General features: G+C 36.7%; 28 protein-coding genes and 1 tRNA gene. 19 read left to right on the top strand and 10 right to left on the bottom strand.

All coding sequences use genetic code 11. The annotated features are described in order from the left end of the window. The first annotated feature begins 72 nt into the window (after window positions 1-72). The 3 genes from HH304_RS15115 to fabF are packed head-to-tail and all read left to right on the top strand — an operon-like array spanning window position 73 to window position 2,739. Window positions 73-873, top strand: a complete 801-nt coding sequence (locus HH304_RS15115) for a TerC family protein (protein WP_169683124.1) — start codon at window positions 73-75, stop codon at window positions 871-873. A 30-nt stretch (window positions 874-903) separates the two neighbouring features. Further along, a complete protein-coding gene (locus tag HH304_RS15110; protein ID WP_169683122.1) occupies window positions 904-1,476 on the top strand; it encodes a TetR/AcrR family transcriptional regulator in 573 nt (190 codons plus the stop codon). Between the two features lie 12 nt (window positions 1,477-1,488). Beyond that, window positions 1,489-2,739, top strand: a complete 1,251-nt coding sequence (gene fabF, locus HH304_RS15105) for a beta-ketoacyl-ACP synthase II (protein WP_169683120.1) — start codon at window positions 1,489-1,491, stop codon at window positions 2,737-2,739. Window positions 2,740-2,760: 21 nt separating this feature from the next. Here the strand turns inward: fabF and HH304_RS15100 are convergent, their stop codons facing one another. Further along, window positions 2,761-4,098: an alkaline phosphatase D family protein gene (locus HH304_RS15100; protein ID WP_169683117.1), complete on the bottom strand. Its 1,338-nt coding sequence runs from the start codon at window positions 4,096-4,098 to the stop codon at window positions 2,761-2,763. A 94-nt stretch (window positions 4,099-4,192) separates the two neighbouring features. On the opposite strand from HH304_RS15100, the gene HH304_RS15095 reads away from it, so the two are divergent. Then, window positions 4,193-6,730: a M14 family metallopeptidase gene (locus tag HH304_RS15095; RefSeq protein WP_169683115.1), complete on the top strand. Its 2,538-nt coding sequence runs from the start codon at window positions 4,193-4,195 to the stop codon at window positions 6,728-6,730. Window positions 6,731-6,804: 74 nt separating this feature from the next. Further along, entirely contained in the window at window positions 6,805-7,311 is a 507-nt protein-coding gene (locus tag HH304_RS15090) for a hypothetical protein (RefSeq protein WP_169683114.1), read from the top strand. Window positions 7,312-7,313: 2 nt separating this feature from the next. Here HH304_RS15090 and HH304_RS15085 read toward each other — a convergent pair whose 3' ends face one another. The 4 genes from HH304_RS15085 to HH304_RS15070 form a co-directional block, all read right to left on the bottom strand. Then, window positions 7,314-7,586 (bottom strand): acylphosphatase, encoded by a 273-nt coding sequence (locus HH304_RS15085; RefSeq protein WP_169683112.1) that lies wholly within the window; start codon window positions 7,584-7,586, stop codon window positions 7,314-7,316. Then, window positions 7,586-8,254: a deoxyribose-phosphate aldolase gene (gene deoC, locus HH304_RS15080; protein ID WP_169683110.1), complete on the bottom strand. Its 669-nt coding sequence runs from the start codon at window positions 8,252-8,254 to the stop codon at window positions 7,586-7,588. Before deoC ends, HH304_RS15085 begins: the two co-directional genes overlap by 1 nt. A 70-nt stretch (window positions 8,255-8,324) precedes the next feature. Beyond that, on the bottom strand, window positions 8,325-9,098 hold the full coding sequence (locus HH304_RS15075) for a hypothetical protein (protein ID WP_169683108.1): 774 nt from the start codon (window positions 9,096-9,098) through the stop codon (window positions 8,325-8,327). A 59-nt stretch (window positions 9,099-9,157) separates the two neighbouring features. Then, window positions 9,158-9,553 carry a hypothetical protein gene (locus HH304_RS15070; RefSeq protein ID WP_169683106.1) on the bottom strand — a complete coding sequence of 132 codons (396 nt, stop codon included), beginning with the start codon at window positions 9,551-9,553 and terminating at the stop codon, window positions 9,158-9,160. A 108-nt stretch (window positions 9,554-9,661) separates the two neighbouring features. On the opposite strand from HH304_RS15070, the gene HH304_RS15065 reads away from it, so the two are divergent. From HH304_RS15065 to HH304_RS15050, 4 genes are all read left to right on the top strand, one after another. Then, window positions 9,662-10,261 carry a hypothetical protein gene (locus tag HH304_RS15065; RefSeq protein ID WP_169683104.1) on the top strand — a complete coding sequence of 200 codons (600 nt, stop codon included), beginning with the start codon at window positions 9,662-9,664 and terminating at the stop codon, window positions 10,259-10,261. A gap of 7 nt (window positions 10,262-10,268) precedes the next feature. Further along, complete coding sequence (locus tag HH304_RS15060; RefSeq protein WP_169683102.1) at window positions 10,269-10,838, top strand: hypothetical protein; 570 nt, start codon at window positions 10,269-10,271, stop codon at window positions 10,836-10,838. A 63-nt stretch (window positions 10,839-10,901) separates the two neighbouring features. Continuing rightward, window positions 10,902-11,276 carry a co-chaperone GroES gene (locus HH304_RS15055; protein WP_169683100.1) on the top strand — a complete coding sequence of 125 codons (375 nt, stop codon included), beginning with the start codon at window positions 10,902-10,904 and terminating at the stop codon, window positions 11,274-11,276. Window position 11,277: 1 nt separating this feature from the next. Beyond that, window positions 11,278-12,201, top strand: a complete 924-nt coding sequence (locus tag HH304_RS15050) for an aldo/keto reductase (protein WP_169683098.1) — start codon at window positions 11,278-11,280, stop codon at window positions 12,199-12,201. Here the strand turns inward: HH304_RS15050 and HH304_RS15045 are convergent. After that, complete coding sequence (locus HH304_RS15045) at window positions 12,198-12,605, bottom strand: TerB family tellurite resistance protein (protein ID WP_169683096.1); 408 nt, start codon at window positions 12,603-12,605, stop codon at window positions 12,198-12,200. The two genes, HH304_RS15050 and HH304_RS15045, sit on opposite strands and share 4 nt — an antisense overlap. A 209-nt stretch (window positions 12,606-12,814) precedes the next feature. On the opposite strand from HH304_RS15045, the gene HH304_RS15040 reads away from it, so the two are divergent. The 8 genes from HH304_RS15040 to HH304_RS15005 all read left to right on the top strand — a co-directional run bounded on the left by HH304_RS15040 (window position 12,815) and on the right by HH304_RS15005 (window position 20,368). After that, window positions 12,815-14,179, top strand: coding sequence for an OmpA family protein (locus tag HH304_RS15040; protein WP_169683094.1), 1,365 nt, complete (start codon window positions 12,815-12,817; stop codon window positions 14,177-14,179). A 99-nt stretch (window positions 14,180-14,278) separates the two neighbouring features. Further along, window positions 14,279-15,484: a J domain-containing protein gene (locus tag HH304_RS15035; protein WP_169683092.1), complete on the top strand. Its 1,206-nt coding sequence runs from the start codon at window positions 14,279-14,281 to the stop codon at window positions 15,482-15,484. Then, the gene (locus tag HH304_RS15030) at window positions 15,481-16,620 is read left to right on the top strand and encodes a flavin-containing monooxygenase (protein ID WP_169683090.1); all 1,140 of its coding nucleotides are present in this window, start codon (window positions 15,481-15,483) and stop codon (window positions 16,618-16,620) included. The genes HH304_RS15035 and HH304_RS15030 overlap by 4 nt, the downstream gene beginning before the upstream one ends. Window positions 16,621-16,664: 44 nt before the next feature. Next, complete coding sequence (locus HH304_RS15025) at window positions 16,665-17,906, top strand: 4-hydroxy-3-methylbut-2-enyl diphosphate reductase (RefSeq protein ID WP_169683088.1); 1,242 nt, start codon at window positions 16,665-16,667, stop codon at window positions 17,904-17,906. Beyond that, complete coding sequence (locus HH304_RS15020; protein ID WP_169683086.1) at window positions 17,903-18,133, top strand: cytochrome b5 domain-containing protein; 231 nt, start codon at window positions 17,903-17,905, stop codon at window positions 18,131-18,133. Before HH304_RS15025 ends, HH304_RS15020 begins: the two co-directional genes overlap by 4 nt. Beyond that, on the top strand, window positions 18,130-18,984 hold the full coding sequence (locus HH304_RS15015) for an N-acetylglucosamine kinase (RefSeq protein WP_169683084.1): 855 nt from the start codon (window positions 18,130-18,132) through the stop codon (window positions 18,982-18,984). Before HH304_RS15020 ends, HH304_RS15015 begins: the two co-directional genes overlap by 4 nt. A 1-nt stretch (window position 18,985) precedes the next feature. Beyond that, window positions 18,986-19,795 carry an N-acetylmuramic acid 6-phosphate etherase gene (murQ, locus tag HH304_RS15010; protein ID WP_169683082.1) on the top strand — a complete coding sequence of 270 codons (810 nt, stop codon included), beginning with the start codon at window positions 18,986-18,988 and terminating at the stop codon, window positions 19,793-19,795. 3 nt (window positions 19,796-19,798) lie between these two features. After that, window positions 19,799-20,368, top strand: a complete 570-nt coding sequence (locus HH304_RS15005; RefSeq protein ID WP_169683080.1) for a hypothetical protein — start codon at window positions 19,799-19,801, stop codon at window positions 20,366-20,368. On the opposite strand, the gene HH304_RS15000 is transcribed toward HH304_RS15005, so the two are convergent. The 4 genes from HH304_RS15000 to era all read right to left on the bottom strand — a co-directional run bounded on the left by HH304_RS15000 (window position 20,369) and on the right by era (window position 23,611). Beyond that, the gene (locus HH304_RS15000) at window positions 20,369-21,004 is read right to left on the bottom strand and encodes a SprT-like domain-containing protein (RefSeq protein WP_169683078.1); all 636 of its coding nucleotides are present in this window, start codon (window positions 21,002-21,004) and stop codon (window positions 20,369-20,371) included. A gap of 70 nt (window positions 21,005-21,074) precedes the next feature. Further along, window positions 21,075-21,332 (bottom strand): hypothetical protein, encoded by a 258-nt coding sequence (locus tag HH304_RS14995; RefSeq protein WP_169683076.1) that lies wholly within the window; start codon window positions 21,330-21,332, stop codon window positions 21,075-21,077. 62 nt (window positions 21,333-21,394) lie between these two features. Next, window positions 21,395-22,708 carry a ribosome biogenesis GTPase Der gene (der, locus tag HH304_RS14990; protein ID WP_169683074.1) on the bottom strand — a complete coding sequence of 438 codons (1,314 nt, stop codon included), beginning with the start codon at window positions 22,706-22,708 and terminating at the stop codon, window positions 21,395-21,397. A 9-nt stretch (window positions 22,709-22,717) separates the two neighbouring features. Next, on the bottom strand, window positions 22,718-23,611 hold the full coding sequence (gene era, locus HH304_RS14985) for a GTPase Era (RefSeq protein WP_169683072.1): 894 nt from the start codon (window positions 23,609-23,611) through the stop codon (window positions 22,718-22,720). 106 nt (window positions 23,612-23,717) lie between these two features. Between era and HH304_RS14980 the strand changes: the two genes are divergently transcribed. Together HH304_RS14980 and kduI are read left to right on the top strand one after the other, a co-directional pair. Next, window positions 23,718-23,790 (top strand) — tRNA-Met (locus HH304_RS14980). Between the two features lie 1,263 nt (window positions 23,791-25,053). Then, window positions 25,054-25,896, top strand: a complete 843-nt coding sequence (gene kduI / locus HH304_RS14975; RefSeq protein ID WP_169683070.1) for a 5-dehydro-4-deoxy-D-glucuronate isomerase — start codon at window positions 25,054-25,056, stop codon at window positions 25,894-25,896.

Genomic DNA, 25,896 nt, shown 5'->3' with positions numbered 1-25,896 from the left:
TATTTTTCAAGTAATTTTATGAGCCCTTAAGTTTATGCTTAAGGGTTTTTTTATCAAACTTCAGCTAAACACATGGAAGAATTATTTACCGTAGGTGCCTTGGTAAGTTTTTTATCCCTGGCATTGATGGAAATTGTTTTGGGGATCGATAATATAATTTTTATCTCGATCCTTACCGGTAAGATGCGTCCTGAGGATCAAAAGAAGGGACGAATGATTGGAATTAGTGCAGCTTTGATCGTCAGGGTATTGCTGTTGTTTGGAATAAGTGTACTTGTAGGATTTCAGAAACCTATCTTTATAATTGATAATTTTCAATTATTTGGTGGAGAGCTGATTGATCACTTTGAGTTTTCCGGAAGAGATCTTATCCTTTTGTTAGGAGGTCTTTTTCTTATTTATAAAAGTACAACCGAAATACATCATAAACTTGAAGGAATAAGCGAGGACTCTCCAGAGGCGGTTGCTCTTCCACTAGGAAAGGCAATTATTCAAATTATTCTTCTTGATGTTGTTTTTTCATTTGATTCAATACTTACCGCTATTGGTTTGGTAGATGATCCAAATTCAAAAACTAATTTTATAATAATGGTTTCTGCAATTGTTGTGTCAATGATCGTAATGCTTGCAGCAGCTAAATCGATATCAGATTTTATTGAAAAGCATCCAACGGTAAAAATGCTGGCATTGTCATTCTTGTTAATGATTGGTCTTTTATTATTTGTTGAAAGTTTTCATGTGCATGTTCCGAAAGGATACGTTTACTTTGCCATCTTCTTTTCATTGTTCGTCGAGGTCCTTAACCTTCGTTTACGAAAGAAAAGAACAAAACCGGTTGAGTTGGCTGATAGCCATTATAATGAATCAGAGTAAGTAGGTATAAGCAGGTTAATTAAATTTTTTATGAGCGAGGAAGCGAGTAATACTAAATCAAAAATTATTGAGCTTGGAGATAATTTTCTACGTTCAAGAGGTTTTAATTCTTTTAGCTTTAAGGATATATCTGATGAGCTGGGACTTAAGAAAGCCGCAGTTCATTACCACTATCCTACAAAGGAAGATTTAGGCAATGAAATTATTGAACGAGCTAAAACTCGATTAAATTCATTTATATCTGATGTAGATAGTTCAGATAAGAATGAATGGCAGAAGCTTTCAGATTTTCTTGATTTCTATGCCGAGTATTTAAAAGAAGAGCATGTTTGCTTAATAGGTTCAGTAGGTGCTGAATTTTACACTTTGCCTGATTCTATGCAGTCAAATTCAAAGCAATTTATTTCCAGTGCTTTGGTTTGGCTTACACAACTGCTTGAATTAGGTAAGAATAAAGGCATCTTCCAGTTTAATGGGGAGCCTGAAGCACGTGCATTAATGATTTTGTCAAATATGTCCGGAGGTCTGCTATTAGCAAGGATGTTTGGAGATGAGCAATTTGCAAAAATCATTAACGGTGTGAAACAAAGTTTAATGAATTAAATTTAGAATATTATGGGTCAACGAGTAGTAATAACAGGAATGGGCGTTTTAAGCCCGATAGGTGAAAATATAAATGATTTCTGGAATGCGTTGACCGAGGGGAAATCGGGTGTTTCTAAAATAACTAAATTTGACCCGCAATATTTTAAAACCTCTTTTGCCGCAGAGCTTAAGGATTTTAATGTTTCTGACCATTTTGACAGGAAGGAAGCAAGAAAATATGATCCTTATTGTCATTATGCATTAGTTGCCAGCCGTGAGGCAATGAATAATGCAGGGTTAACAAAAGAGGATATTAAAGACCCGAGAAGGGCTGGAGTGATTTGGTCTTCTGCAAATGGAGGGATTACTACATTTGAACAAGGAACAAAAGAATTCTTTGAGAATCCTGAACTACCAAGGTTCAGTCCATTCTTTATTCCAAGGATATTAGTAGATACCGCCTCCGGATTGATCGCAATGGAGTTTGGCCTGATGGGAATCAATTACTGTCCTGTATCTGCATGTGCATCATCGACTGCTGCCTTGATTGAAGGCTTTAGAAATATCAAAGAAGGAAGAGCTGATGTTATGATTGCCGGTGGTTCTGAAGCTCCGATCACCTATTCTGCTCTTGGAGGATTTAGTGCTCTTAAAGCTTTATCAACTAGAAATGATGCGCCTGAAAAAGCATCAAGACCTTTTGATAGAGATCGTGATGGCTTTGTAATGGCTGAAGGTGCAGGAGCATTAATTCTGGAGTCATTGGAGCATGCTCAAGCAAGAGGAGCCAATATACTCGCAGAAATCACAGGTGGCGGAATGAGTGCTGATGCTTATCATATGACTGCGACACACCCCGAAGGTGAAGGAGCAGTGTGGAGTATGGAACAAGCATTGAATGAATCGTCAATCACAGTTAATGAGCTTGATCATATTAATGCACATGCTACATCTACACCAGTAGGAGATATTTCAGAATTAAATGCGATAAAGAAACTAACAGGTGATAGATTTGGAGATATTCCTGTTACTGCAACAAAGTCTATAACCGGTCATTTGTTAGGGGCTGCAGGTGCCATTGAAGGTATTGCCCTTGCTAAGACATTAATTGAGCAAACAATTCCCGGGACAATCAATCTGGATAATATAGATGAAAATCTACCGGAGGGATCTAATATCGTTAAGGAAACAAAATCACATAATATGAATTATGCCTTGAGTAACACTTTTGGTTTTGGCGGGCATAATGCCAGTATTGTAATGAAGAAATGGAATGCCTGAGGAATCCCTCAGGCATTTATTTTATCTTTTTACGGAGAGTTCTTCAGCTGTAATATTCTTTTCCCATTTCAGGTCTCCGTTTACTCCTTTTATTTTAATATTGAGAACGCGCTCTTTCCTTGGTCCGGTAACAGTGAAAATGCCATAGTTATGTTCATTAACTATCGTTTCTTCCAATAAGTATTTGTTGTTGTATGGCTCTTTAAGGCCATAAATTCCGGCAGTAAGACTTGAAACGGAGATTTCGTAAAGGGGGTAAAATCCATCTCTTTCCATTTTATTCATTTCAGTATGGTGAATGTCACCGCTTAGAATAATTATTCCCGGAACATTAATATCCTTAAGCATTTCAAGAAACTGAGCTCTTTCCTTTTGATAAGTAGAATATCTTTCAAATCGTGGGTTTTCAGGTAAAGCCTGACCACCCATAACAATAAACTTAAATGATGCATGGCTATTTACCAATGCTTCTCTAAGCCATAAGAGCTGTTTCTGGCCAAACATTTCACGATTGTCAAAGTTTTTGTCATGATTTGCAGATCTGAACCATCGATTATCAAGCATGAAAAACTCGATATCTTGCCATGGAAAAGTAGTTGTTACCCCTTCTCCATCAATGATGCCGGTATTTAGATTGCCCCAAAACAGATTAAATGCTTCCTGAGTAATGTGCTTACCCCAGTAACTTCTGTCAGCATCATTTGGTCCATAATCATGATCGTCCCACATTGCATAATGATGTGTGTTTGCAAGTAAAGGTTGTAGTTCAGGAAGTGAACGGGTATGGGTGTATCGATGGAAAATTCCTGATCGGCTATTCCAGTCTGCTTCTCTTAAATAGGTATTATCTCCCATCCAGACCATGAAGTCGGGATTGTCTTTGTGTATGGAAGTTAAAATTTCAAAGTTACTTCCATATGGATTGCCAGGTCTGTCTACTTCAGACTCATTAACATAGAAGCAACTTCCTGCAGCGAAAGATAATGGTGGAGGGTCTTTTCTCCATTGCCATAATGTTTGAGTTTGAAAGCTCATTTCATAACCTGGCTTGAAAGCTTTTCCATTTATATAAGGAGTATATTCATATTCCTTTCCTTCTTGTAGTCCGGTGATTATGATTTTTGCTATAAAGCCGGTGTTTTCTTCTGTTTTTACTGTTTTTGATTGGAATTTTTCAGATTTTCCCTTTTCATTATACTTGAAGTAAACATCAGCCTCTTCAGTAGTTTGGATCCATAGCAGAACTTCTTTCATGGTAGAGTATCCTACCATTGGTCCTGATTGAACTGTTTGAGCGTTTAGATTGGCAAAAGAAAATACCAATAATAGAAAACAAAAAGTCGTATATTTTTTTAACATAATAATGGCCTTTGGGCTAAATTTAGTCTTTAGACTTAATATATAATAAATAGAGCCTTTTAAACTTTTGATAATTAACCTAAACTTAATTTAAATGTTCCGTATATATTTTTTCGCTTTGATTTTTACTTTTGGGCAATCAATTTTTGGACAGGTATCGCTTGAATATTACCTCCCGGATGGTCAGGAGTATAAAAGTGAAATTGTAAAGCCGTCTGATATTTTAGGATATGAAGTAGGTGAATGGCATGTATCTCATGACAAAATAGTTAGTTATGCTCATGCCTTATCAGAGTCGAGTGATCGTGTAGTGTTGTTTGAAACTGGTTACACTTTTGAAAGAAGGCCGACTTTACTAATGGCCATTTCGCATCCGGATAATATTGCACGACTTGATGAAATTCAAAGGCAGAGATTATTATTGACAGATGGTGATCCGTCGAATGACCCGGATTTATCAAAAGTGCCTGTTGTAGTCTGGATGGGTTTTTCTGTTCACGGAAATGAGGCGAGTGGAGCTAATGCAGGTCTGTTGACAGCCTATCATTTCGCAGCAGGAACGGGGAAGGTTCTAGAAGACCTTAAGAATGTTGTTGTTTTAATAGATCCGGCAATTAATCCTGATGGAATCCAGCGGTTTTCGACATGGGTAAATTCAAATAGAAATTTAACGGAAACTTCAGATCCTGACCATCGTGAATTTGAAGAAAGTTATCCTGGAGGAAGAACAAATCATTATTGGTTTGATCTTAATAGAGACTGGTTGCCAGTTCAATTACCTTCATCCAAAGCAAGAATTGAATATTTTCAAAAATGGATGCCCAATATTCTGACTGATCATCATGAGATGGGATCCAACAGTACTTTTTTCTTTCAGCCGGGTATTCCAGAGCGAACACACCCACTGACTCCTGCAATGAATCAGGATTTAACTGAAAGGATAGGAGAATATCATGCTGATGCACTCGATAAAATCGGTAGCCTGTATTACACAAAGGAAAGCTTTGATGATTTTTATTATGGCAAAGGCAGTACATATCCGGATATTCAGGGAAGTATCGGGATATTATTTGAGCAGGCTTCAAGTCGTGGGCATGCCCAGCAAACTGTTAACGGAGTTTTAAGATTTCCATTTGCTATAAAAAATCAGTTTACTACATCACTAAGTACATTTAAATCAGCTGTAGAATTAAGGAATGACTTGCTGGAGTATCAGGTGAGTTTTTATAAAAGCAGTTTATCCGAGGCTTCAAAAGATGCGAATAAAGCATTGATTTTTGGAGCTGAACATGATCCGATCCGAGCTGAATATCTTGCTGAAATTTTTAAAAGACATAAGATTAAAATTTATCGTACGGCAAAAGATCTTTCTCAGGGAAAAAATAACTATAAAAAAGGTGAAGCTTTTGTGGTGCCTTTTGACCAGCCAAAATACAGATTGATTAAAGCGATGACTGAAACCAGGACTTCCTTTACTGATAGTCTGTTTTATGATATATCTGCGTGGAGTTATTTGCTATCATTTAATGTTGAATACGATTATCTACAGAAGAATTTCGGAAAGGATCTTATTGGTGAGGAATTTGAATCTGGTTCAGAAAGGGTGTCTGAAATTGGAACTTCAGATTATGCTTTAGTAATCGACTGGAGGGATTATAATTCTCCGGCCATGGCTTACGAATTGCTTAAAGATGGACTAAGGATGAAAGTTGCAAATGAGGAGTTTTCATTTGGCGATGGCCAAATTATGCCTGCCGGGACATTAGTCTTGCCTGTTCATAATCAGGAATCTTCAGCTGAAGATGTGATAAAGAAGGTTAATGAAGCTAAAAAGAAATGGAGAGTGAAGGTTTATTCTCTGAATAGCGGATATACTGGTGGGGTTAATCTGGGAAGTCCTAAAATGGATGATCTAAAAAAGCCTGAAGTAATGATGATTGCCGGTGAGGGGGTAAATTCTTATGATGCCGGAGAGGTATGGCATTTGTTTGATGTGAGAATGAAAATGCCGATTACGATAATTTCTCCAGATCGGATTGCCAATGTAGACCTTAACAAGTATTCAGTAATTATCATGCCTGATGGTTCGTATGGTTCAATGAATGGAGGAAAGGCATTGAAAGATTGGGTTGCAAGAGGAGGAACTATTGTGGCAATGAGAGATGCCGGTGGATATTTGAAAACTATTGGATTAAACTCTGCTGAATATCAAAAAGAAGAAAATGACTCTTCTGTTATTCAACTTCCATACTCCTTGAGGCAGAGATTTAGAGGTGCTCAATATATCGGAGGGAATATTTTTGAAGCAACACTTGATCTAACTCACCCATTGGCTTATGGTTATTACAAAAATACTCTTCCATTATTCCGTAGAAATACTACCGTAATGGAGTTGTCAAAAAAGAATCCATACGTCAACCCGGTTGTGTATACAGAAAAACCTTTGTTAAGTGGTTATATCTCTTCAGAAAACCTTGAAAAGTTATCCGGAACTTCTGCAGTACATGTGAGTGGTATGGGTCGTGGAAATGTAATTACTTTTGCTGACAACCTGAATTTCAGGGCCTTCTGGTATGGTACGAATAAAATGTTTTTGAATGCAGTTTTTTTTGGTGAAAATATTGGCAGGTAAAAGCCGAATTAAGTGAGTTTTTTTCAGCAAATTAAATATAATCCCTTATTTTTGTCTGATAAAGTGTGAAGACTATGTTAAGATATTTTCCTTTGGATAAAAACTATATATTAAAAGAGGCTCAGGTTGATTCAACTGATGAACTTCTTTTAAGGATGGTCGATAAAATCAAAGAATCATATTGTACTTTACATAATCCCCTAGGTCTTGTGGACCATACTATTGAGCAAATCAATAATTACGAGCCGAAAGATTTATCTCATTTGAAGCCGTTCTATTTGGCAATGTCTGGGGTATATCGTTTTAAATTTGCTACTGATAATCAGTTGTTTCTGAATTTTGATGGAAGATCTCACTATGAGATTTATCTTGAGCAATGGGCAAACGGATTTGATGAAATGATGGATTCTCTTGCACTTAAGCAGCCTGCCTTTTTAAAGATTATGCTCGAGCTAACTGTTTTCAATGATGGTTCTAAAAACTTCGAGTTGCTTACTTACCGATTGAATAATCTATTGAAAGAGAATTTTGAGGTTCAGATAAGAAAGAAAAGAGGCGTTCAGGCATATAAAATAGCCTGATTTTAGTGAACTATCTCGAATTCGATTTCGTGAGAAGGCTGATCTAACTCTATTACACTTACATTTTCTACTATTGCCATTTCCGGGCCAACACGGCACCAGTCAATTAGCTTTTGTAGTTTCATCGGATCGCCCGAAACTTCAATATATACAGATCCATCATGTTGGTTTTTAACATATCCACGTAAGTTCAAACTTCTCGCTTTTTCCCTTGTCGATGCTCTAAAAAAAACACCCTGTACTTTTCCGGTGATGGTAATACAAACAGTCTTCATTATTTAGAATGACTTTTAAATTCTTCCATTATTTTTAATCCTTTACTGGTGCCTATTCTATCTGCACCCGCATTTATCATCTGCTGAGCCTGACTTAATGAACTAATACCTCCTGATGCTTTAATGCCTACATTTGAAGGTAGTGTCTCTCTCATTATCCTGATATCATTAACATCTGCACCCGATGGAGCAAAGCCTGTTGAGGTTTTTACAAAATCTACACCTGCGTCAGCACAGAGCTTACTCACAGTCTGTATTTCGTCTCCGTTAAGATATGCCGTTTCAATAATAACTTTAATGATTTTATAATTATCATGTGCCAGTGTCGCACACTTTGCAACCTCAATTTTTGGCCATATCATCCCGGCTTTAAATGCAGAAATATTGAAGACGAGATCAATTTCATCAACTCCATCATCGATCATTTTTTTTATTTCTTCAATTTTGGTTTCAGTCATATTGTAGCCAAGAGGAAATCCTGCCACACTCACAAGCTGTATGTCCTGATCACCAATTTCTCTTTTTGCTTTTTTTACCCAAAAAGGAGGAAGGCAAATGCCTAGAAAATTGTGTTCTGCAGCTTCCTCTACCAAGGCATAGACATCGTTGTCTGTAAATGTTGGTGACAGCCTTGTGTGTTCTATGTATCTGTTGATTTTGATATCCATGATGTGTAGTGTTAGACTAATTTAAACAAAGAATTGGAGGCTTGAAAGTTAATTGTTCTCAGATATCAAATTACCTGAACTGTACATGGAAATGGTCATCATGTCTAACGGCATGGCAACCCTGAAACCTTACCTTGTTACTATTTAGTTTCCACTTTGACTTGAGGTAGGGTTCAACAAATATTTTTTCTATTCTTTGGGCTTTAAGGATTCTATTGGCAACTCTGGTATTAACTTCATGGTTAACTTCCAGGCCAGGATTGATTTCTGTAAATGGAAGTTTCTCTGTTATTCCGTAGCTCGTTCCGGATTCCGGACATACTTGATTTGGCGAATAACTTTTGTCTACATAATTGCCATAGCCCCAGATTGAAGGGAGTTTTGTAGTGATTTTATTATCAGAATTGTATGTGAACGCGATATCTACTTTTTTGCCATCATTATGACTAAGATGGGGAATTAAAGGAAAACCCTTAAAGAATGGGAAGTTTGCATCCAGGTAAACCATCTTATACCCGGGAGTTGTTTGAGCAATATCTTCTGCCACTTTAACCATTTCCTGTTTGACTAATGGAGCCACATAATGTCGATTGCAAATCACAGTAAACCAATTACCCGGTTTGATGTAGGGATGATCTACAGGTAAAGGCACTCTTCCTCCATATGATGAAAACCAAGGTAGTAAAACACCTGAACACAATGCATAAATAAGTATGAAGGTTACTGGGCCAGTGATTGTTCTTTTTAAAGCTTTGCTTGATAGAAGGGCAATAATATAGATTAAGCCACCTGTCTGAGTTAAAATTGTTAAAAAGATGATCATCAGGATATGAATGATCATCATGTAGCTGTTATTGTTAGTTTTTTTATGAGATTTCCTTTTGGGACTTCTTTTTTTTCGCTTTAATGAATTATTCCGCATTCTATACAGTATCTCCTTTTACCTCTTTTTCTTTTCTTAGGCTTATTGTCATGACCAAAATACGAAGGGTCGCTGTATTTTGGTTGCTCTTTTAATTTTTCAGTTATTTTTTTCTGTTCTATATTTTGCTGAATACGGATATGATGTTCGCTGATTAACCGGTCATAATATGCATTGATAGTTTCATTAGGGCCCTGACACTTTTCTGACGCCATTAATCTGCTTTCAGACTTTCGAGTAGCCATAAATATTTTTATAGCTTCTTCATCACTAATCTCTTTTGGTTTGGGATCACGTGAATTTCCAGAGCTTTGAGCATTAATATTAAAGGCTAAAAACGTTAAGAAAATTATAGTTATCAGGGCTTTTTGCTGCATGATTTTAATTTTTTAACATATTATTCTATTACTAGTACGCAGGAAACATTAGTTTTCGTATAACTTTATTTAAATTATAGAAGCTTTTAGAGTGAATAATAGATGATTGTGCAGAGAATTATTTTTTTGTTTTTACTGATCATTGCTGCAAACTTAACTGTTTCAGCTCAGGAAGTCAGATCAAGGAGCGAATTAGTATTATTACAAAAAATGGATGATGCTGAAGTAGCTATTGAGGATGAACGTTATGAAGATGCAGATAAGCTATTGAAGGAAGTCATAAAAGGAATGGCTGTGTTACCAGCAGAAGTGACATATTTATTTGGTAAGAATAGCTTTTTTCTGGGGAAATATAAACAAAGTATTAACTGGCTGAGTAAGTACATTGAATTAAAGGGTACTTCCGGAAAAGATTATTATGATGCTGTAGAGTATCTGGAAAAATCTCAAAATGCCTATAAAGATGGATTGGATACCGGAGAGCCTGTTTTTACTACAGACAGTATTGAAATAGTTAAAGTTAATAGTATCGACTGTGTTGACCCAAATTCTACTATAACCTGTCCTGTTTGTGCTGGTGAGGGAGTGATTATACGTCAGGGGCCTTTGAATAAATCTTATAAAGCATGCAATTATTGCAAGGAAAAAGGGTTTATGAGTTGTGCGGATTACAACAGATTATTAAATGGTAATTTGATAACTAAATAACTAAAATGTGAAGAAGCTATTCTATTTTGCTGTATTCCTGATGTGTGTCGGGGTTGTAGTTTATCAATATGTATTGCCGATGTGGCTGGCGAATCAGTTAAATGATACTGAGGGAGCCGATATGACTCTGTTACCTGAAAAGGTACAAATGGATGTGAAGGAAGCACAAAAGGAGATAGAGGCGACATTTGAAAAGTTTGAAGATGTTAAGAGTACAATGCCGGAGGAAACACAGAAAGTTTCTTCCGATGAAATTGTAGATATTATAGATAAAGTTAAGGTTAGCGAAATGAAGGCTGTTGTAGATGCATTAAGTCAATCTGACTATACTACTCTAGACGAAGCCTGGGATATCAGTATCAATGAAGTTTCTATTGATGATAGTGAGCTAGATAAGTTTAAGCCATATTATGAAGCTGTTTTTACTCCTGACAAGATAAGGAAAATAGTGGCTACGCTGGAAGAGCATAATTTGTTAAATCAGCTGAGCGGACCTGTAATTAAGCAGACTGCCAAAGAATATATAAAGAAGAACTCACATCGAATAGACGATATAGAACCAAAAAATGTAAATTAGGATAAATGTTGATGAAATTGTTTGCCGGATCTAAATTTGCATCCTGGTTTAAAACTTTTAATCATGCATATTACTCCTGATAATAAATTTAAGCGGTTGATCATTGTTGGTGACAGAGTTTTGATCAAGCCGGCAAAGACAGAAGAAAAAACTGCCAGTGGTTTGTTTCTCCCTCCCGGAGTACGAGAAAAAGAAAAGATTCAGACCGGATATGTGATGAAAACGGGGCCTGGATATCCTATTCCGTTACCAAGCGAAGAAGAGGAGCTGTGGAAGGGAGAAAAAGAATCAATTAAGTACATACCATTACAAGCAAAGGAAGGTGATTTGGCGATATTTCTTCAAAAAGGAGCCATTGAACTGGAATATGAGAATGAAAAGTATTTTATAGTACCACAGGCTTCATTATTAATGTTAGAAAGAGAAGAAGACTTATAAAATGAATCATCAAATATGCCCCCGAGTAGTTATTTCTAATGAAGGCCCTGAGCTTTCAAGGCTTGTTGCCGGAGTGTGGAAATGGGGACATTGGGGGCATAAATATTCTCCCAAACAAGTAGGGAGTATCATATCAGAATGCGCCGAGCTGGGAATATCAACGTTTGACCATGCAGATATTTATGGTGATTACACGGATGAAAAGCTGTTTGGTGATGCTATGGAGCATTCCGGAGTGAATCGTGACAATATTCAGCTTATTACCAAGTGTGGTATAAAAATGGTGTCAGAAAACAGGCCTGAGCATCAAATCAAGTCTTATGATTATTCTGAAGAACATATTATTAATTCAGTGAATACCAGTCTGAGTAATTTGAAGACAGATTATATTGATCTGTTATTATTACACAGACCCAGTCCTTTGTTAAATCCTGAAGTTGTAGCCGGGGTTTTTAATAAATTGAAGCACGAAGGTAAAGTGATTCATTTCGGCGTATCAAATTTTACGCCCTCTCAGTTTTCTATGCTGAATAAATATTTTCCATTGGTGACAAATCAGGTTCAGGTTTCTCCTTTATATACCGAATGTTTGACTGACGGCACATTAGATCAGTGTATAGAACTTGGATTAAAGCCAATGGCTTGGTCTCCATTGGGAAGTGGAGCAATATTTAGTGATGATAATTCTGATGATCAGGTAGTGAGAGTTAGAAAAACTCTTCAAAAATTAGCTGAGAAATATAATGTTGGATTAGATGTGATTATTCTTGCCTGGCACCTAAAGCACCCAGCTGAAATTTTGCCAGTATTGGGCACTGGTAAATCATCCAGATTAAAAGATGCCCTGGATGCATTTAATATCGAGTTAACTACTCAGGAATGGTTTGAGATTTATTCTGCTTCAATTGGTCAGGATATTCCTTAAAGATTAATCAAGTACTTTTTAGCTTTATTTTGTAACATGTTTATATCTGCAGCGATGGAAGGATCACTGTAAATATGAGCGGATAGTTCTGAAACGACACTTGGGTTGAACCCTAACTTCTTTGCAATATTCTGGCAATGTTTGATTTCCTTAAATGTTATCCTTTTGTCGGCCTTCATTAATAATATGATATTGTACAAGTACTCGAACTTTTGATCAAAAGTAAGTGCTTCAAGCTTTCCTGAAGGTTTAGGGTTAACTATGAACTCCTTGACTTTGTTTTGATCGATGCCACTACCTTCTGCGATTCTCATTATTAGAGAGAGTTCATCCGGGTGAAGTTCGCCATCTGATTTGGCAATTTCGATCAGAATCCTTAGCTGTTTTTCGTTACTTAATATCATATATTAAAAGTTTGGTAGTCTAATATATCGAATTTTATTGAATAATAGAAAAGCCCGAATGATCTGAGGTTTTTTTGTTTGATTATTCGATCAGAGCCCTATAAATATCGATACAAGTATGTTTTTGGCAAATATTGCATATTCCGGGCTAATAATTTGTACTATATTTGAGGGTATTTTTTTGAAAAATCAGCTTTATTTTTTTTGCGATGAGAAAGATAGTATTTTTTATATCTCTATGCTTTTTGATTTTAACTCCTGCCCGTTTGACTGCACAAGAAACTCAGGAGATCGATTTAGATAGAGATTTAATAGCACACTTCCCATTAGATCAGGGGCCTGATGATGTAACGGGTAATGAAATTACCGGAACAGTATATGGGGCAAAACTTGAAGAATCCTGCCGTTGCGGTAGTAATGCATATTATTTTGATGGAATTGATGATTACATTGAATACTATGATAAGTACCAGGTTATGAATGGAAATAGAAGTGGGTTAACTATTTCTTTTTGGTTCAGGCCAACTCGTTTATATAGTGAAGACTTTGGTCTTATTCTAGGTAAATGGGCATTTGACAAACATCAAGATCAATTTGCCGCATTCTTTAATATTGAAAACCTGATTTCCTTTACTGTTGCTGATGGAGAACACTATGAAACTGGAGTTTATGGTAGAACTCGCTATGGTATCGAAGACTGGAGGCATGTAATATTAGTGTGGAATCGATCAGGAAAGATGGGTGTTTTTGTTGATGGAAAAATGGATCGTATTGATCGTCAACATGGTAGTGGCTATAATGGAGTGTCTGATGTTACTTTTAAATTGGGAAGACAGATAGTCGGACAAAACAGGCCCTATGAAGGCTACATCGATGAAATTAAGATGTGGAGCAGAAGTTTAAGTTTTGCTGAGATTGATGCCCTATGGGAGCAGGAAAGAGCTCTTTGTAATAAAATGGTGATCAAAGGTAAAACTATTGATGAAAATACACTGACACCTATTTCAGCTGAAGTTACTTTTGAAGATCTGAAGACTGGTCGTTCGATAGGAACTACAGTTACAGAAGACGGACTTGGAGATTATGAAAAGCAGGTTGATATAGGTGGTAAATATGCATTTTATGCTAAAGCTAAGGGATATCTTCCGGCATCATTTAACCTGGATACACGTTCATATCGTCCAAATGAAGAGATAATTCAGGATATTTATCTGGTTCCAATTCAAGTAGGTAGCATTTTAAGATTGAATAATATCTTCTTTGATTATGATAAAGCTACATTAAGAGATGAATCAAGATTTGAGCTTGATAGATTGATTGAAATATTTGAAGAAAATCCGGGAATGAGAGTTGAGATCGGAGGCCACACTGATGGGGATGGGTCGGATGCTTATAACCAGCGTTTATCAGAACAGCGTGCAAACTCGGTAAGGACATATTTAATTGGTAAGGGTATTTCCGATAGCAGAATTGAAGCTGTTGGATATGGAGAGTCTAAGCCTGTTGCTGATAATTTTACAGACGAAGGGAAGCAGGAAAACAGACGTGTAGAGTTCAAGATTATTGATTTGTAATTTTTGAAGTTAGATAAAGATAATTGTATTTAAACCCGGGTCTTTTCCCGGGTTTTTATATTTTTATATAAGGAGAGGAAGGTATTTCGTTTAACTTTTATGCAAACGCTATACTCAATATTATCAGTGCCTGAAAGTGCAGATTTAATAGAAATTAAAACTGCGTATAAGCGTTTGGCTAAAAAATATCACCCGGATGTTAACTCGGATCCTAAGGCAGAAGCAATCTTTAAAGATGTTTTAAATGCTTACCAGATACTTTCTAACCCTGAGACAAAAAAAATTTATGATGACCGGTTAAGGTATCAACGATATCAAAGTGAGGTAAGGAAACAACAGGGCAGAAATACTCAAAGCCGAAAGTTCGTAAGGCCAACCCCCAGATATCGCCCTCCAAATCCATTTTCAAAGAACGGAAGAAAATTAACTCCTGAGGAGAACCGTAAGGCTACCATGTATGCTTTTGGTTTTGTTATGGCTATTTTTCTTGTCGTTGTCATGGCTAAAATTGGTTATGACTGGTATCAAGAATATCTTTTTGAAAAGAAACTTGAACCCATTGTCATGGCAATGGATACAGCAATGAAGTATGATTCTCCTGAGTCATATACAGCACTTTTTACTGCTTTTTCTTCAGTTCCCGAAAAAGACAGATTATCAATAAATTGGGAATGGAGAAGGACAGAGGCTTTAAAATATCTTGCACAGCGAGCAGATTTTCATTTCGAAGAGCAAAACTATTCAAAGGCCTATCAGTTATATACAATGTATTTAAATCAGGGTGGGTTATTCCTGATTAGAATAGGTAATAACATGATAACCTGTATGCAGGCAGTTGGAGATCGTGAAGACCTTATTGCGGCCCTTGAAAGAGTGGCTAATGCTGATACAGATGGAGTTACAGTTGCATATAAAACAGGTAAAGTATACCTTGAGGATGTTAAGGATACTACAAAGGCTCTATTCTATTTTCGATTAGCCAGAAATCGCATCGAGAAAAGTTATGAGCAAATATATGGTAAAGCCTGGTTCGTACTGATTCCTCCAAGAAATGTACCTGATCTTCATGCAGAAGTGTATTTGAATTATGGTGCTTTATTATTTCAAAAAGAATATTATACTCGTGCCCGGAAAGTTTTTAGCTGGTTGATTTATATTCGCAACCTAAGCCCCTATGGATATCTTTATAGAGGTTATTGTTATCTGGAACAAGAAAACCCTACTGCTGCTTGCAGAGATTTTCAAAAAGCAGCGACATTGGGTAGCCAGGAAGCCTATGAAGTATATAAAAACATGTGTTTGTGACTGAAACCGAAGTTTTGATTATTGGAGCAGGGCCGGCAGGTCTTGCAGTTGGCTCATTGCTTAAACAAGCAGGAATTCCATTTGTTATGATTGAAAAGAATCAGTCAGTTGGAAGCAGTTGGAAGAATCATTATGATCGGTTGCGCCTTCACACATCAAAAAAATATTCACATTTACCTGGATTACCATTTCCTGAGGCTTATCCTGATTATGTCCCTAGAGAGGATTTTTCAGATTATCTTGATATTTATGCTACTCGGTATGGGATTAAACCTGAGTTTGGACAGGAGGTAATCCGTGTGGTTCGATCAGAAGACGATTTATTTGTTACTGAGTCAAATTCTGGAAAGGTATGGATTTCTAAATCCGTTATTGTTTGTACAGGGTTTAATCGAAAACCTATTTGCCCTAAGCCTGATGGATTTGATGTGTTTAAAGGCACCCAAATACATAGCAGTAGCTATCATAATGGAGAAATGTTTCGAGGTCAGAATGTGATGGTTGTCGGAATGGGTAACACAGGTGCAGAAATTGCAATGGATTTATCTGATCATGATGCTACAACTTATCTATCGGTACGAAGTCCTGTTAATGTTGTCCCATTAGAATTCAGAGGACGCCCTACCCAGCATACAAGTATTGTTTTAAATAAATATCTTCCTCCATTTATAGTTGATTTTATTGGGAATCTAATCAAGAAGTCTTTATATAATGATATGGGCAATTATGGCCTTTCCCTGGAGAAAGAACCACCTGGAAAGATGCTTAGAAAAAAAGGTAAAACTCCGGTGATTGATCAAGGGACGATGGATTACATAAGGGAAGGGAAGATTGAGGTAAAGCCGGCACTTACCAAGGTGAGAGAACATTGGGCCTGGTTTGATGATGAAAGTATGATAGATATAGATGCAATTATCTATGCAACAGGATTCAGATCTGCCATAGAAGAATTTATTGAAGGTGGAGATAAACTTTTAAATCAATACGGGCATCCGTATACTGCAATTCCTGGTGATAGATATCCGGGGATGTATTTTTTAGGGTTTAATGCCTATAAAAGTGGAATTTTATATAGTATTCAAAAAGAAAGTCCTAAAATTGTAGATCATTTGAAAAAATATCTTCGACAATTTTAAGTTGAATTTAACTTTAGAGTCATAATCTCGTTTAGCTATTACGTATGAAAAGTTTTGATATACCGAGCTTTTACCGAAGTCCGATAATTTCCAGGATTAAAGAACAAAGAAAGGTAAATGACCGAACCAAGAAAGATTTTACACCTACAGAACTAGATTTTGGTCCTGTCAAGATTTATGTAGCCAGACATTTTGGCTTTTGTTATGGTGTTGAAAATGCAATCGAGATCATTTATAAGACCGTTAATGAAAATCAGGGTAAAAGAATTTTCCTGCTAAGTGAAATGATTCACAATCCAAAGGTTAATCAGGACCTTCATGAGATGGGTGTGCGTTTTATAATGGACACCAAAGGCAACCAGTTTGTATCATGGGATGAAATTGGAGGAGATGATATTGTAGTGATTCCTGCATTTGGAACAACAGTCGAGATAGAAGATATCCTGAAAGATAAAAATATTGATGTAAAGCGATTTGATACTACTTGTCCTTTTGTTGTTAAAGTATGGAAGCGAGCCGGAAGCTTAGGTGATGATGATTATACTGTGGTGATTCATGGGAAAAGTTATCACGAAGAGACCAGGGCAACTTTTTCTCATGCAAAAGAGACAGCGCCGGCACTGGTAGTTCAAAATATTGAAGAAGCTAAAAAGCTTAAACCTTATATATTAAAAGAAAAAACAAGGGAAGAGTTTTTTGAGGAATTTGCCGACAGATATAGTGAAGGGTTTGACCCAGAAATTCATTTTGACAGGATTGGGGTTGTAAACCAGACTACAATGCTGGCGGAGGATACTCAGGAAATTACTGATTACCTAAGGGAAGTAATGCTTTCAAGAGTAGGTGAGGAGAATATTTCAAATCATTTTGCAAATACACGTGATACGCTGTGTTATGCTACTTCTGATAATCAAGGAGCTGTAAGAGGAATGCTTGAAATTGAAGCTGACCTGGCTATTGTTGTGGGTGGGTATAACTCTAGTAATACCTCACACCTTGTTGATCTTTGTGAAGAAGAACTGCCTACCTATCATATTTCAGATGCAGACAAAATCTTGTCAGAAAAATTAATATCACATTACCTTCATTTGAAAAAAGAAGAAAGAGTCACTGAAGATTTCCTTCCTTCTAAGACTGATGAGCCTGTAAAAATATTAATAACCAGTGGTGCCAGTTGTCCTGACGCAATGGTTGATGATATCATTAGGAAGGTAGTTGGATTCTATGAAAGTTCGTCAGCTATTGATGAGGTAATTGATTCAGTAATTGAAAAGTATTCAGTTTGAAGGAACTAACCAGAAGTCAGCTTGCCCTGTATAATGGTCAGGATAAGGAAGAAGTTTATGTTGCCTTCAATGGAGATATTTATGATGTGACGTCGTCAAGGCTGTGGAAGAATGGTAAGCATTATGAGCATTGGGCAGGTCAGGACCTGACCGAGGAATTATCGGATGCTCCTCATACAGAAAAAGTCTTCGAGAAGTTTAGCAAAATAGGAAAAGTCAAATCATGATCTATATTGTAGATTCGGGTGGTACCGGAGCAGACTGGAGATTTATAAATTCAAAAGGTAATTTCAACCAATTGCATACTCAAGGCCTGCAAGCGCATCAATCATCAAAAAGTGATTTTGAAGCTGTTTTTCAGCAAGTCAAAGATTTTGCTGAAGAAAAACCCGACAAGATATATTTCTATGGAGCAGGGTGTCACCGGACCGAACCGGCAGAAAAAGTTAAAGCTTTGCTAATTGCAGTCTGGCCAGAAGCAACGATTCATGTTTATGGAGACGTAATGGCTGCTGCTCAAAGTTCGTGTGGTAATGCTGCAGGTATTTCATGTATTTTGGGTACAGGGGCATCTGCTGTATATTTTGATGGAGAGAAAATAGTAAAAGTATCACCTTCATTAGGTTATTTGCTGGGAGATGAAGGCAGCGGTGCAGATCTGGGTAAAGTATTGCTAAAGGCAAGGCTTGAAAATAAAATGCCGAAAGATCTTGCAGGTTTTTTTGACAAGCGCTTTGGATCTCCCGATGAAGTTCTTGGCGCTTTGTATGCAGCCGAAAACAAGCAGAAATATCTGGGAAGTTTTACCAGATTTATGATGCAGCATATGAATAAACCATGGATGGCCAGGTTAATCTATGATCGGTTTTCAATATTCATCAAACAGATAAAAGAAAACTTCGGAGATAAGATCAATGAAGTTCCTATACATTTTACCGGTGGCGTAGCGTTTTATTTTAGTAATTTACTTAGGCAGGTTGCTAATGACGAAGGAGTTACCGTCCGTAATATTTCAGAAACTCCTATTGCCGGACTGACCCTATATCACCAACAATTGATTGAAAGTACTTCTAAATAATATGAAAGACAGAACCACAGAAGCTGATTCATTATACGACAATCTTGAGAACATGCCAGTAGCTGAATTACTGAAGGCTATTAATGAGGAAGATAAGAAAGTTCCGAAGGTTGTTGAAGGATGTATACCTCAAATTGAGAGAGTTGTTAAGGCTGTTTCAGAGCGAATGAAAGAGGGTGGTCGTCTGTTTTATATTGGTGCTGGCACCAGTGGAAGGCTGGGTATCGTAGATGCCTCAGAGTGTCCTCCTACATTTGGAGTGCCTCATGATATAGTAATTGGTATCATAGCAGGTGGAGATAGTGCAATCAGAAAGGCTGTTGAGTTTGCGGAGGATGATGCTGAGCAGGCTTGGAAAGATTTATCCAAATTTGATATAAATAAAAATGATACTGTGATAGGTATTGCAGCGTCAGGGACAACCCCGTATGTTATAGGTGGAGTTAAAAATGCAAGAGAAAACGGGTTGTTTACTGCTTGTATTACCTGTAATGATGGAAGTCCTTTAGCAGAAGCAGCTGAAGTGCCTATTGAAGCTGTAGTAGGCCCTGAGTTTGTAACAGGAAGTACCCGAATGAAAGCCGGGACAGCTCAAAAGCTGATCCTGAACATGATTTCAACAGGTGTAATGATTAGCCTTGGGCGCGTAAAGGGTAATAAAATGGTTGATATGCAACTTAGTAATGAGAAGCTTGTAGACAGAGGATGCAGAATGCTGATGAACTCCTTAAATATATCTCGTCAGGAAGCGCAAGAATTGCTTTCCAGTTATGGTTCTGTACGTAAAGTTATCGAACATTATAAGAGGTAAGAAATGCACGATCTCATTCCATATGAGAAATGGCTAAAATATTATAGGTCCGAGGATGATGACAGGTCTCCATTTTATGGAAAGGAATATAATTTCGAATTATATACTGATAATATTTATGGATATTATATAGATCCCGCCTGGGATTTTATTGGTAGTGACACCCTTTATTTAAAAATTCTTTATGTTGATTACGAGAGAAGCTCCTGTATTATTGAATTTATCGGGGAGTGGAATGATGCTATTACAAATGATTCGATGCATTTGAAGCGCAATGTGATTGACCCTATGATTAATGAAGGAATCAATAAGTTTTTATTAATCGGTGAAAATGTCTTCAATTTTCATGGTGATGATGATAGCTACTATGAAGAATGGTATGAAGATGTTGAAGATGGATGGATTTGCGCAGTTGGTTTTCATAAGCATGTTTACCAGGAATGGAAAATATATGGTGTGGATTCTTATATTGACTTTGGTGGTTCGTTGGAACTAATTAACTGGCGAACCTTCAAGCCAATGATGCTCATTGATCGGATTTCAATGGAGTTTTCGAAGAGATTGGGATTATAATTAATCCTGCTCTGTGGTTACTCTTGCAACTTTATTTATCAGGTATTTTTTTCCACTAGATACTTCCAGGCAAATAACTCTTGTTCTTCTGGTTTCTAATTTCTTGTATTTCTTATTTCTAAAATTGAATAACTCGCCTTCGGGTACTGCGTCGAGAAAGGTTATTTCAGAATGATTATCATCATAAGCTGCTAAAGCAATTGAAAGGTTTGGGTCAGCATGTGTTGAAGCCTTAGGGTTCTTCATGTGCCTTGCCAGAACTCTTAATATGTCATCCGGGAAAACCTTGTCATTTAAAACAGGAAGAAATAGTTCCTTAAATTGATTTTTCCAGGTGTTGCCATGTGGAGAAACCCTGTTTCCATATTTTTTGTGAACGGCAAGGTGTGCCACTTCATGAATATAGGTGATAAGAAACTGGTATTTGTTCAGGTTGTGATTTACTGTTACCGAATGGATTTTAGTTGTTGGGTCATATCGGTAATCACCCAGCTTGCTCTGGCGGTCTTTAGTGATTTTAAACCTGAAAGAATAAGTAAGCCAAAGCTCAAAGCAATATTCGACAGCTTCTTCAGGAAGATACTTCTGGAAAGTGTTTCTTCCGGAGGCATATTTCTTTTTTAGAGATTCAAGCATACCGGGCAAAGATAAAAAAAAGAGCCTTGATTAGATCAAGACTCTTTTAAGTTTTATAGAGTTGAGAAGATTACTCAGCAGATGCTTCTTCTTCAACTTCCTCAGTAGCTTCTTCTACTTCTTCAGTAGCTTCTTCAGTAGCTTCTTCAGCTTCTTCTGAAACTTCTTCAGTAGCTTCTTCAACTTCTTCAACTGCTTCTTCGATTGCAGTTTCTTCAGTTGTTACTTCAGTAGCAGCTTCTTCACCTTCAGAAGATGCGTTACCACCACAAGATACCATAGCAGTCATAAATCCTGCTACCATTAATAAGGCAAATAATTTTTTCATCGTGCAAATAAATTTGGTAATTGAACAAAAATATATTGATGGCAACAAAGATAACGATAAAATTATTTTTTCCTAAAAAAGATTTTTAAAGGCACGCCAGTGAAATCGAAATTTTCACGAATTCTGTTTTCCAAAAATCTCTGATAAGGTGCTTTTATATATTGTGGTAAATTACAGAAAAACGCAATAGAAGGCGTTTTAGACGGCAATTGAGTGATATATTTGATTTTAATGTATTTCCCTTTTGTTGCCGGAGGAGGAGTTTTTTCTATCTCATGAAGTAAAATATCGTTCAATTTAGATGTAGGAATTCTCCTGTTTTTGTTCTCAAATATTTTGACAGCAAGCTCCATTGCCTGGAAAATCCGCTGTTTTTCAGAAACTGAAGTGTAAATTATCGGGATATATCTTCTGTCTCCGATTCTTTCATATATTCTGTCGCTGTAATCTTTTGCAGTATTACTTACTTTATTTTCGATTAGATCCCATTTATTGATCATAATCATCACCCCTTTACCATATTTTACAGCAAGGTTTATAATGCTTATGTCTTGAGCCTCAAGTCCTCGGGTAGCATCAACCATTACAATACAAACATCACTGTCTTGCAAAGACTGAATAGATCGCATTACCGAGTAAAACTCAATATTTTCCTTAACCCTTGATTTTTTTCTGATTCCGGCAGTATCTGTCAGGATGAAATTCTGTCCAAACATTTTATAATGCGTGTCAACAGCATCTCTGGTCGTTCCTGCTTCTTCATTGACAATACTTCTTTCATTTCCGGTAATTGTATTCAGAAATGATGATTTACCGGCATTAGGTCTTCCAAGTATAGCTATGCGAGGAATTCCTTCATGTGGGTTTTCAGTTCCTTGCTCTTCAAAGAAAGAAACGATATGATCAAGCAAGTCTCCTGTTCCTGATCCACTATTTGCAGAGATAGGATAAAGTTCATCAGATAGCGAAAGAGCATAAAACTCATTAGCCATCAATTGATATTCAAGGGTGTCAGCTTTATTAGCTACCACAACTACTGGTTTCTTCGTTTCCCTTACAATATTTGCAAACTCCATATCAAGGTCAGTCATTCCTACGTGACTGTCAACCATGAAAACAATAACACTAGCTTCTTCCATAGCTGCTTTTACTTGTTTTCTGATTTCGCCTTCAAACTGGTCAGCAGATCCTGTAACATATCCACCAGTATCTATAACAGTGAAATATTTGTCTGTCCAGTGTCCAAAGCCATAATGACGGTCACGGGTTACGCCCGGCTGGTCATCCATTATTGCTTGTTTTTTTTCGATAAGCCTGTTAAAAAGAGTCGACTTACCTACATTAGGTCGTCCTACTATTGCAACTATATTTGCCATAAGTATTCGTTATTGATTATTGTATCCGAATTTATTCAATTTATTCTGTTTTTTTCGCCAATCTGGCTCTACCCGGACATAAGATTCTAAATAAACCTGTTTGCCAAAGAATTTTTCCATATCCTCACGAGCTTCAATTCCGACTTTCTTTATTGATGCCCCATTATGTCCAATTATTATAGCCCGTTGAGATTTTCTTTCAACATAAATTTCTATATATATTCGGATAATTTCCTCATCTTCCTCAAAAGCGGTACAAACCACCTCGCTGCTATATGGAACTTCCTTCTTATAATTTAAGAATATTTTTTCCCTTACGATCTCTTCTACGAAAAAACGCTCAGGTTTATCAGACATTTCATCTTTAGGGAAATATGCTGGGTGCTCAGGTAGTAACTCCATAATGGCGTCAAAAAGTAATTCAACGTTATTTCCATTTAGAGCAGAAACAGTGAAGAACTTATCAGCTTTCAGATTTTCCTGAAGGTATTCTAATTGCTCAGCTACTTTCTCATCTTTTTTAAGATCAGTTTTATTGATTACAACAAAAGTAGGAACTTCACTTCTATTTATTTTCTCTATAATATTTTCAGCATCCTCAAGAGTTTCGAAAGGATCTGTAACATATAAAAGGATATCAGCATCCTCAAGAGCAGTTTGTACAAACCCCATCATACTTTTATGGAGTTCGTATTGTGGTTTCAGGATTCCGGGAGTATCCGAGAATACTACCTGGAAGTCATCACCATTCAGAAGGCCCATGATACGGTGTCTGGTCGTTTGGGCTTTTGAAGTGATGATCGATAGTTTTTGGCCGATGAGTGCATTCATCAGAGTAGACTTACCAACATTAGGTTTACCAATGATGTTTACGAAACCGGCTTTATGATTGATTTTTGACATATTTTAAAAATTCTTTGCAAAGGTACTTGATTTTATCAGAATTATACCTACCTTTGTACTCCAATTAAGAAACGAAGGAACAAAAGTAGTTCCAACAAAGATATATCGCGGGATGGAGCAGTTGGTAGCTCGTCGGGCTCATAACCCGAAGGTCACAGGTTCGAGTCCTGTTCCCGCTACTACAAAAGCCGGTCAAATTGATCGGCTTTTTTTGTTTGTCATGGTTAGTATCTCCGCTAGCCATTTTTAATTATTGCTCTCTCATTTTCATTACTCATTCAAGTTATAAATTGATATAACAACCTTTTTTATAAGGTTCGAGCCAATGACGATCAAGCCTTGAAGCTTGTTGTCATGGTGCTGACAGCTTGAAAAGCTCGTCAGTATCCTGTTCCCGCTACTATTAGGAAACCAGTGCTTTTCAGTACTGGTTTTTCTTTTTTAAGGCAAAAGCAGGTTTGCTGACAACTTAAAGTGCTCGTCAGTATCTACTAATAATGAATGACTTGGGACTATTATTCTTGACCTGCTATCATGACGAAGAAAAATGCTTCACTGACGAGGATATACCTGTCAGGACAAGTATCAAGATCTACAACTACAAAAGCCGGTCAATTTGATCGGCTTTTTTTGTTTGTCATGGTTAGTGTCTCCACTAACCATTATTTAAATATCCATTGCGTGTGAAGATACTCTCCATAACAATAGCAATATCTTACAATTATTAAGATGTGGCTATAAGCATAAAAATTGTTTGTAGTTAATCAAACAGGGGCTAATTTTGGAATTATAAGGGATTTAATGACATGAAAAACATCACAACAAATTTTAGATAAGAGTCATCGAGTTAATAATATCCATTTTTGTAATGGTATTCAGAATTAAACTATCATCATTTAATAATAAGTATATTTTGAAATGAAAACTTATTTAGTTTATCTACTCATATCAGCAATATTTATTATTTGTTCAATTTTGCGTATTAATTGGATTATTAATTCATACGCATGCCCTCATGGATGTATACCAATTATAGGATTTTTACTATTTATAATAGGAATCGTTTTTTTAAGCTTAGGGATATATTCTTTCTATAAATCAAAAAGAAATTGAATACCCTTCGGAAAATACTATTGATGGCTTTTTCATTTATAGGGTTATGTTAACCTCCTCTTGTGCATTCAAAAACGGATAGGTCTGTAGCTTTTCAGTGATATGCGTAATAATCCATTGTCTTACTGATTTTTTTTTTGCTATGAGTTCTTTCCTCTTCTCTTCAATATCAATCTATCAAAATACTGCTTCCCTCATTAACATAACAATAAGTTTCACCCTTCCCCTATTACAATTTATTTTTAGGGTAAATTTCCGTTAACGTTAACGGAAATGATTATTTTTTTATATATTTAAGTGAAGTTTCGAATTAATGACACAATATTATTATGAATACTGATTACGAAGTACGATACGCTTCAGGCCCTGAAGCAGTAAAAAAATATGATACTCAACAGCTAAGAAATGAGTTTTTAATAGACTCAATTATGCAGCCTGATAAGGTTTGTCTGGTATATTCCCACTATGACAGATATATTGCCGGTTCTGCTGTGCCAATAAAAAAATCTTTAACATTAGAAACAATTGATCCATTAAAGGCTGAACATTTTCTTGATAGACGGGAAATGGGAATTATAAATGTCGGAGGAAAAGGAACTGTTTCTGTGGACGGGGAAAAGTTTGATTTAGAGTTTAAGGAAGCTCTTTATATAGGTAAGGGAGCCAAGGAAGTGATCTTTTCAAGTGCTGACTCAGCTTCACCAGCTAAATTCTATATCAATTCAGCACCAGCGCATCATTCCTATCCAAATAAAAAAGTAACAAAAGCGGATGCGAATAAGCTTGAATTAGGCTCACTAGAGACATCAAACGCCAGAACTGTGTATCAGTTACTGGTTTCGGCAACTGTTGAAACTTGCCAGTTACAAATGGGTATGACTGAATTAAAGCCGGGAAGCATCTGGAATACTGTGCCTTCACATGTGCATGACAGACGTATGGAAGTATACTTCTACTTTGATCTTCCGGAAGACCAGGCAGTAAGTCACTTTATGGGGCCAACGGATGAAACACGGCATATATGGATGCATAACGAGCAAGCAGTAATCTCTCCGCCATGGTCTATTCATTCTGGTGCCGGAACTTCAAATTATACATTTATCTGGGGTATGGCTGGTGAAAATCTTGATTATGGTGATATGGATGTTTGTCCGATAACTGAAATGAAATAA

The sequence above is a fragment of the Marinigracilibium pacificum genome (assembly GCF_012926615.1).
Lineage (GTDB): Bacteria > Bacteroidota > Bacteroidia > Cytophagales > Cyclobacteriaceae > Mangrovivirga > Mangrovivirga pacifica.
This window is presented reverse-complemented; position numbering and strand designations above follow the sequence as displayed.

Bases quoted from the DNA above. Each gene is read 5' to 3' on its own strand.
- HH304_RS15115 (WP_169683124.1), top strand. From the start codon at position 73: ATGGAAGAATTATTTACCGTAGGTGCCTTGGTAAGTTTTTTATCCCTG.
- HH304_RS15110 (WP_169683122.1), top strand. From the start codon at position 904: ATGAGCGAGGAAGCGAGTAATACTAAATCAAAAATTATTGAGCTTGGA.
- fabF (WP_169683120.1), top strand. From the start codon at position 1,489: ATGGGTCAACGAGTAGTAATAACAGGAATGGGCGTTTTAAGCCCGATA.
- HH304_RS15100 (WP_169683117.1), bottom strand. From the start codon at position 4,098: ATGTTAAAAAAATATACGACTTTTTGTTTTCTATTATTGGTATTTTCT.
- HH304_RS15095 (WP_169683115.1), top strand. From the start codon at position 4,193: ATGTTCCGTATATATTTTTTCGCTTTGATTTTTACTTTTGGGCAATCA.
- HH304_RS15090 (WP_169683114.1), top strand. From the start codon at position 6,805: ATGTTAAGATATTTTCCTTTGGATAAAAACTATATATTAAAAGAGGCT.
- HH304_RS15085 (WP_169683112.1), bottom strand. From the start codon at position 7,586: ATGAAGACTGTTTGTATTACCATCACCGGAAAAGTACAGGGTGTTTTT.
- deoC (WP_169683110.1), bottom strand. From the start codon at position 8,254: ATGGATATCAAAATCAACAGATACATAGAACACACAAGGCTGTCACCA.
- HH304_RS15075 (WP_169683108.1), bottom strand. From the start codon at position 9,098: ATGATGATCATTCATATCCTGATGATCATCTTTTTAACAATTTTAACT.
- HH304_RS15070 (WP_169683106.1), bottom strand. From the start codon at position 9,553: ATGCAGCAAAAAGCCCTGATAACTATAATTTTCTTAACGTTTTTAGCC.
- HH304_RS15055 (WP_169683100.1), top strand. From the start codon at position 10,902: ATGCATATTACTCCTGATAATAAATTTAAGCGGTTGATCATTGTTGGT.
- HH304_RS15050 (WP_169683098.1), top strand. From the start codon at position 11,278: ATGAATCATCAAATATGCCCCCGAGTAGTTATTTCTAATGAAGGCCCT.
- HH304_RS15045 (WP_169683096.1), bottom strand. From the start codon at position 12,605: ATGATATTAAGTAACGAAAAACAGCTAAGGATTCTGATCGAAATTGCC.
- HH304_RS15040 (WP_169683094.1), top strand. From the start codon at position 12,815: ATGAGAAAGATAGTATTTTTTATATCTCTATGCTTTTTGATTTTAACT.
- HH304_RS15035 (WP_169683092.1), top strand. From the start codon at position 14,279: ATGCAAACGCTATACTCAATATTATCAGTGCCTGAAAGTGCAGATTTA.
- HH304_RS15025 (WP_169683088.1), top strand. From the start codon at position 16,665: ATGAAAAGTTTTGATATACCGAGCTTTTACCGAAGTCCGATAATTTCC.
- HH304_RS15015 (WP_169683084.1), top strand. From the start codon at position 18,130: ATGATCTATATTGTAGATTCGGGTGGTACCGGAGCAGACTGGAGATTT.
- murQ (WP_169683082.1), top strand. From the start codon at position 18,986: ATGAAAGACAGAACCACAGAAGCTGATTCATTATACGACAATCTTGAG.
- HH304_RS15005 (WP_169683080.1), top strand. From the start codon at position 19,799: ATGCACGATCTCATTCCATATGAGAAATGGCTAAAATATTATAGGTCC.
- HH304_RS15000 (WP_169683078.1), bottom strand. From the start codon at position 21,004: ATGCTTGAATCTCTAAAAAAGAAATATGCCTCCGGAAGAAACACTTTC.
- HH304_RS14995 (WP_169683076.1), bottom strand. From the start codon at position 21,332: ATGAAAAAATTATTTGCCTTATTAATGGTAGCAGGATTTATGACTGCT.
- der (WP_169683074.1), bottom strand. From the start codon at position 22,708: ATGGCAAATATAGTTGCAATAGTAGGACGACCTAATGTAGGTAAGTCG.
- era (WP_169683072.1), bottom strand. From the start codon at position 23,611: ATGTCAAAAATCAATCATAAAGCCGGTTTCGTAAACATCATTGGTAAA.
- kduI (WP_169683070.1), top strand. From the start codon at position 25,054: ATGAATACTGATTACGAAGTACGATACGCTTCAGGCCCTGAAGCAGTA.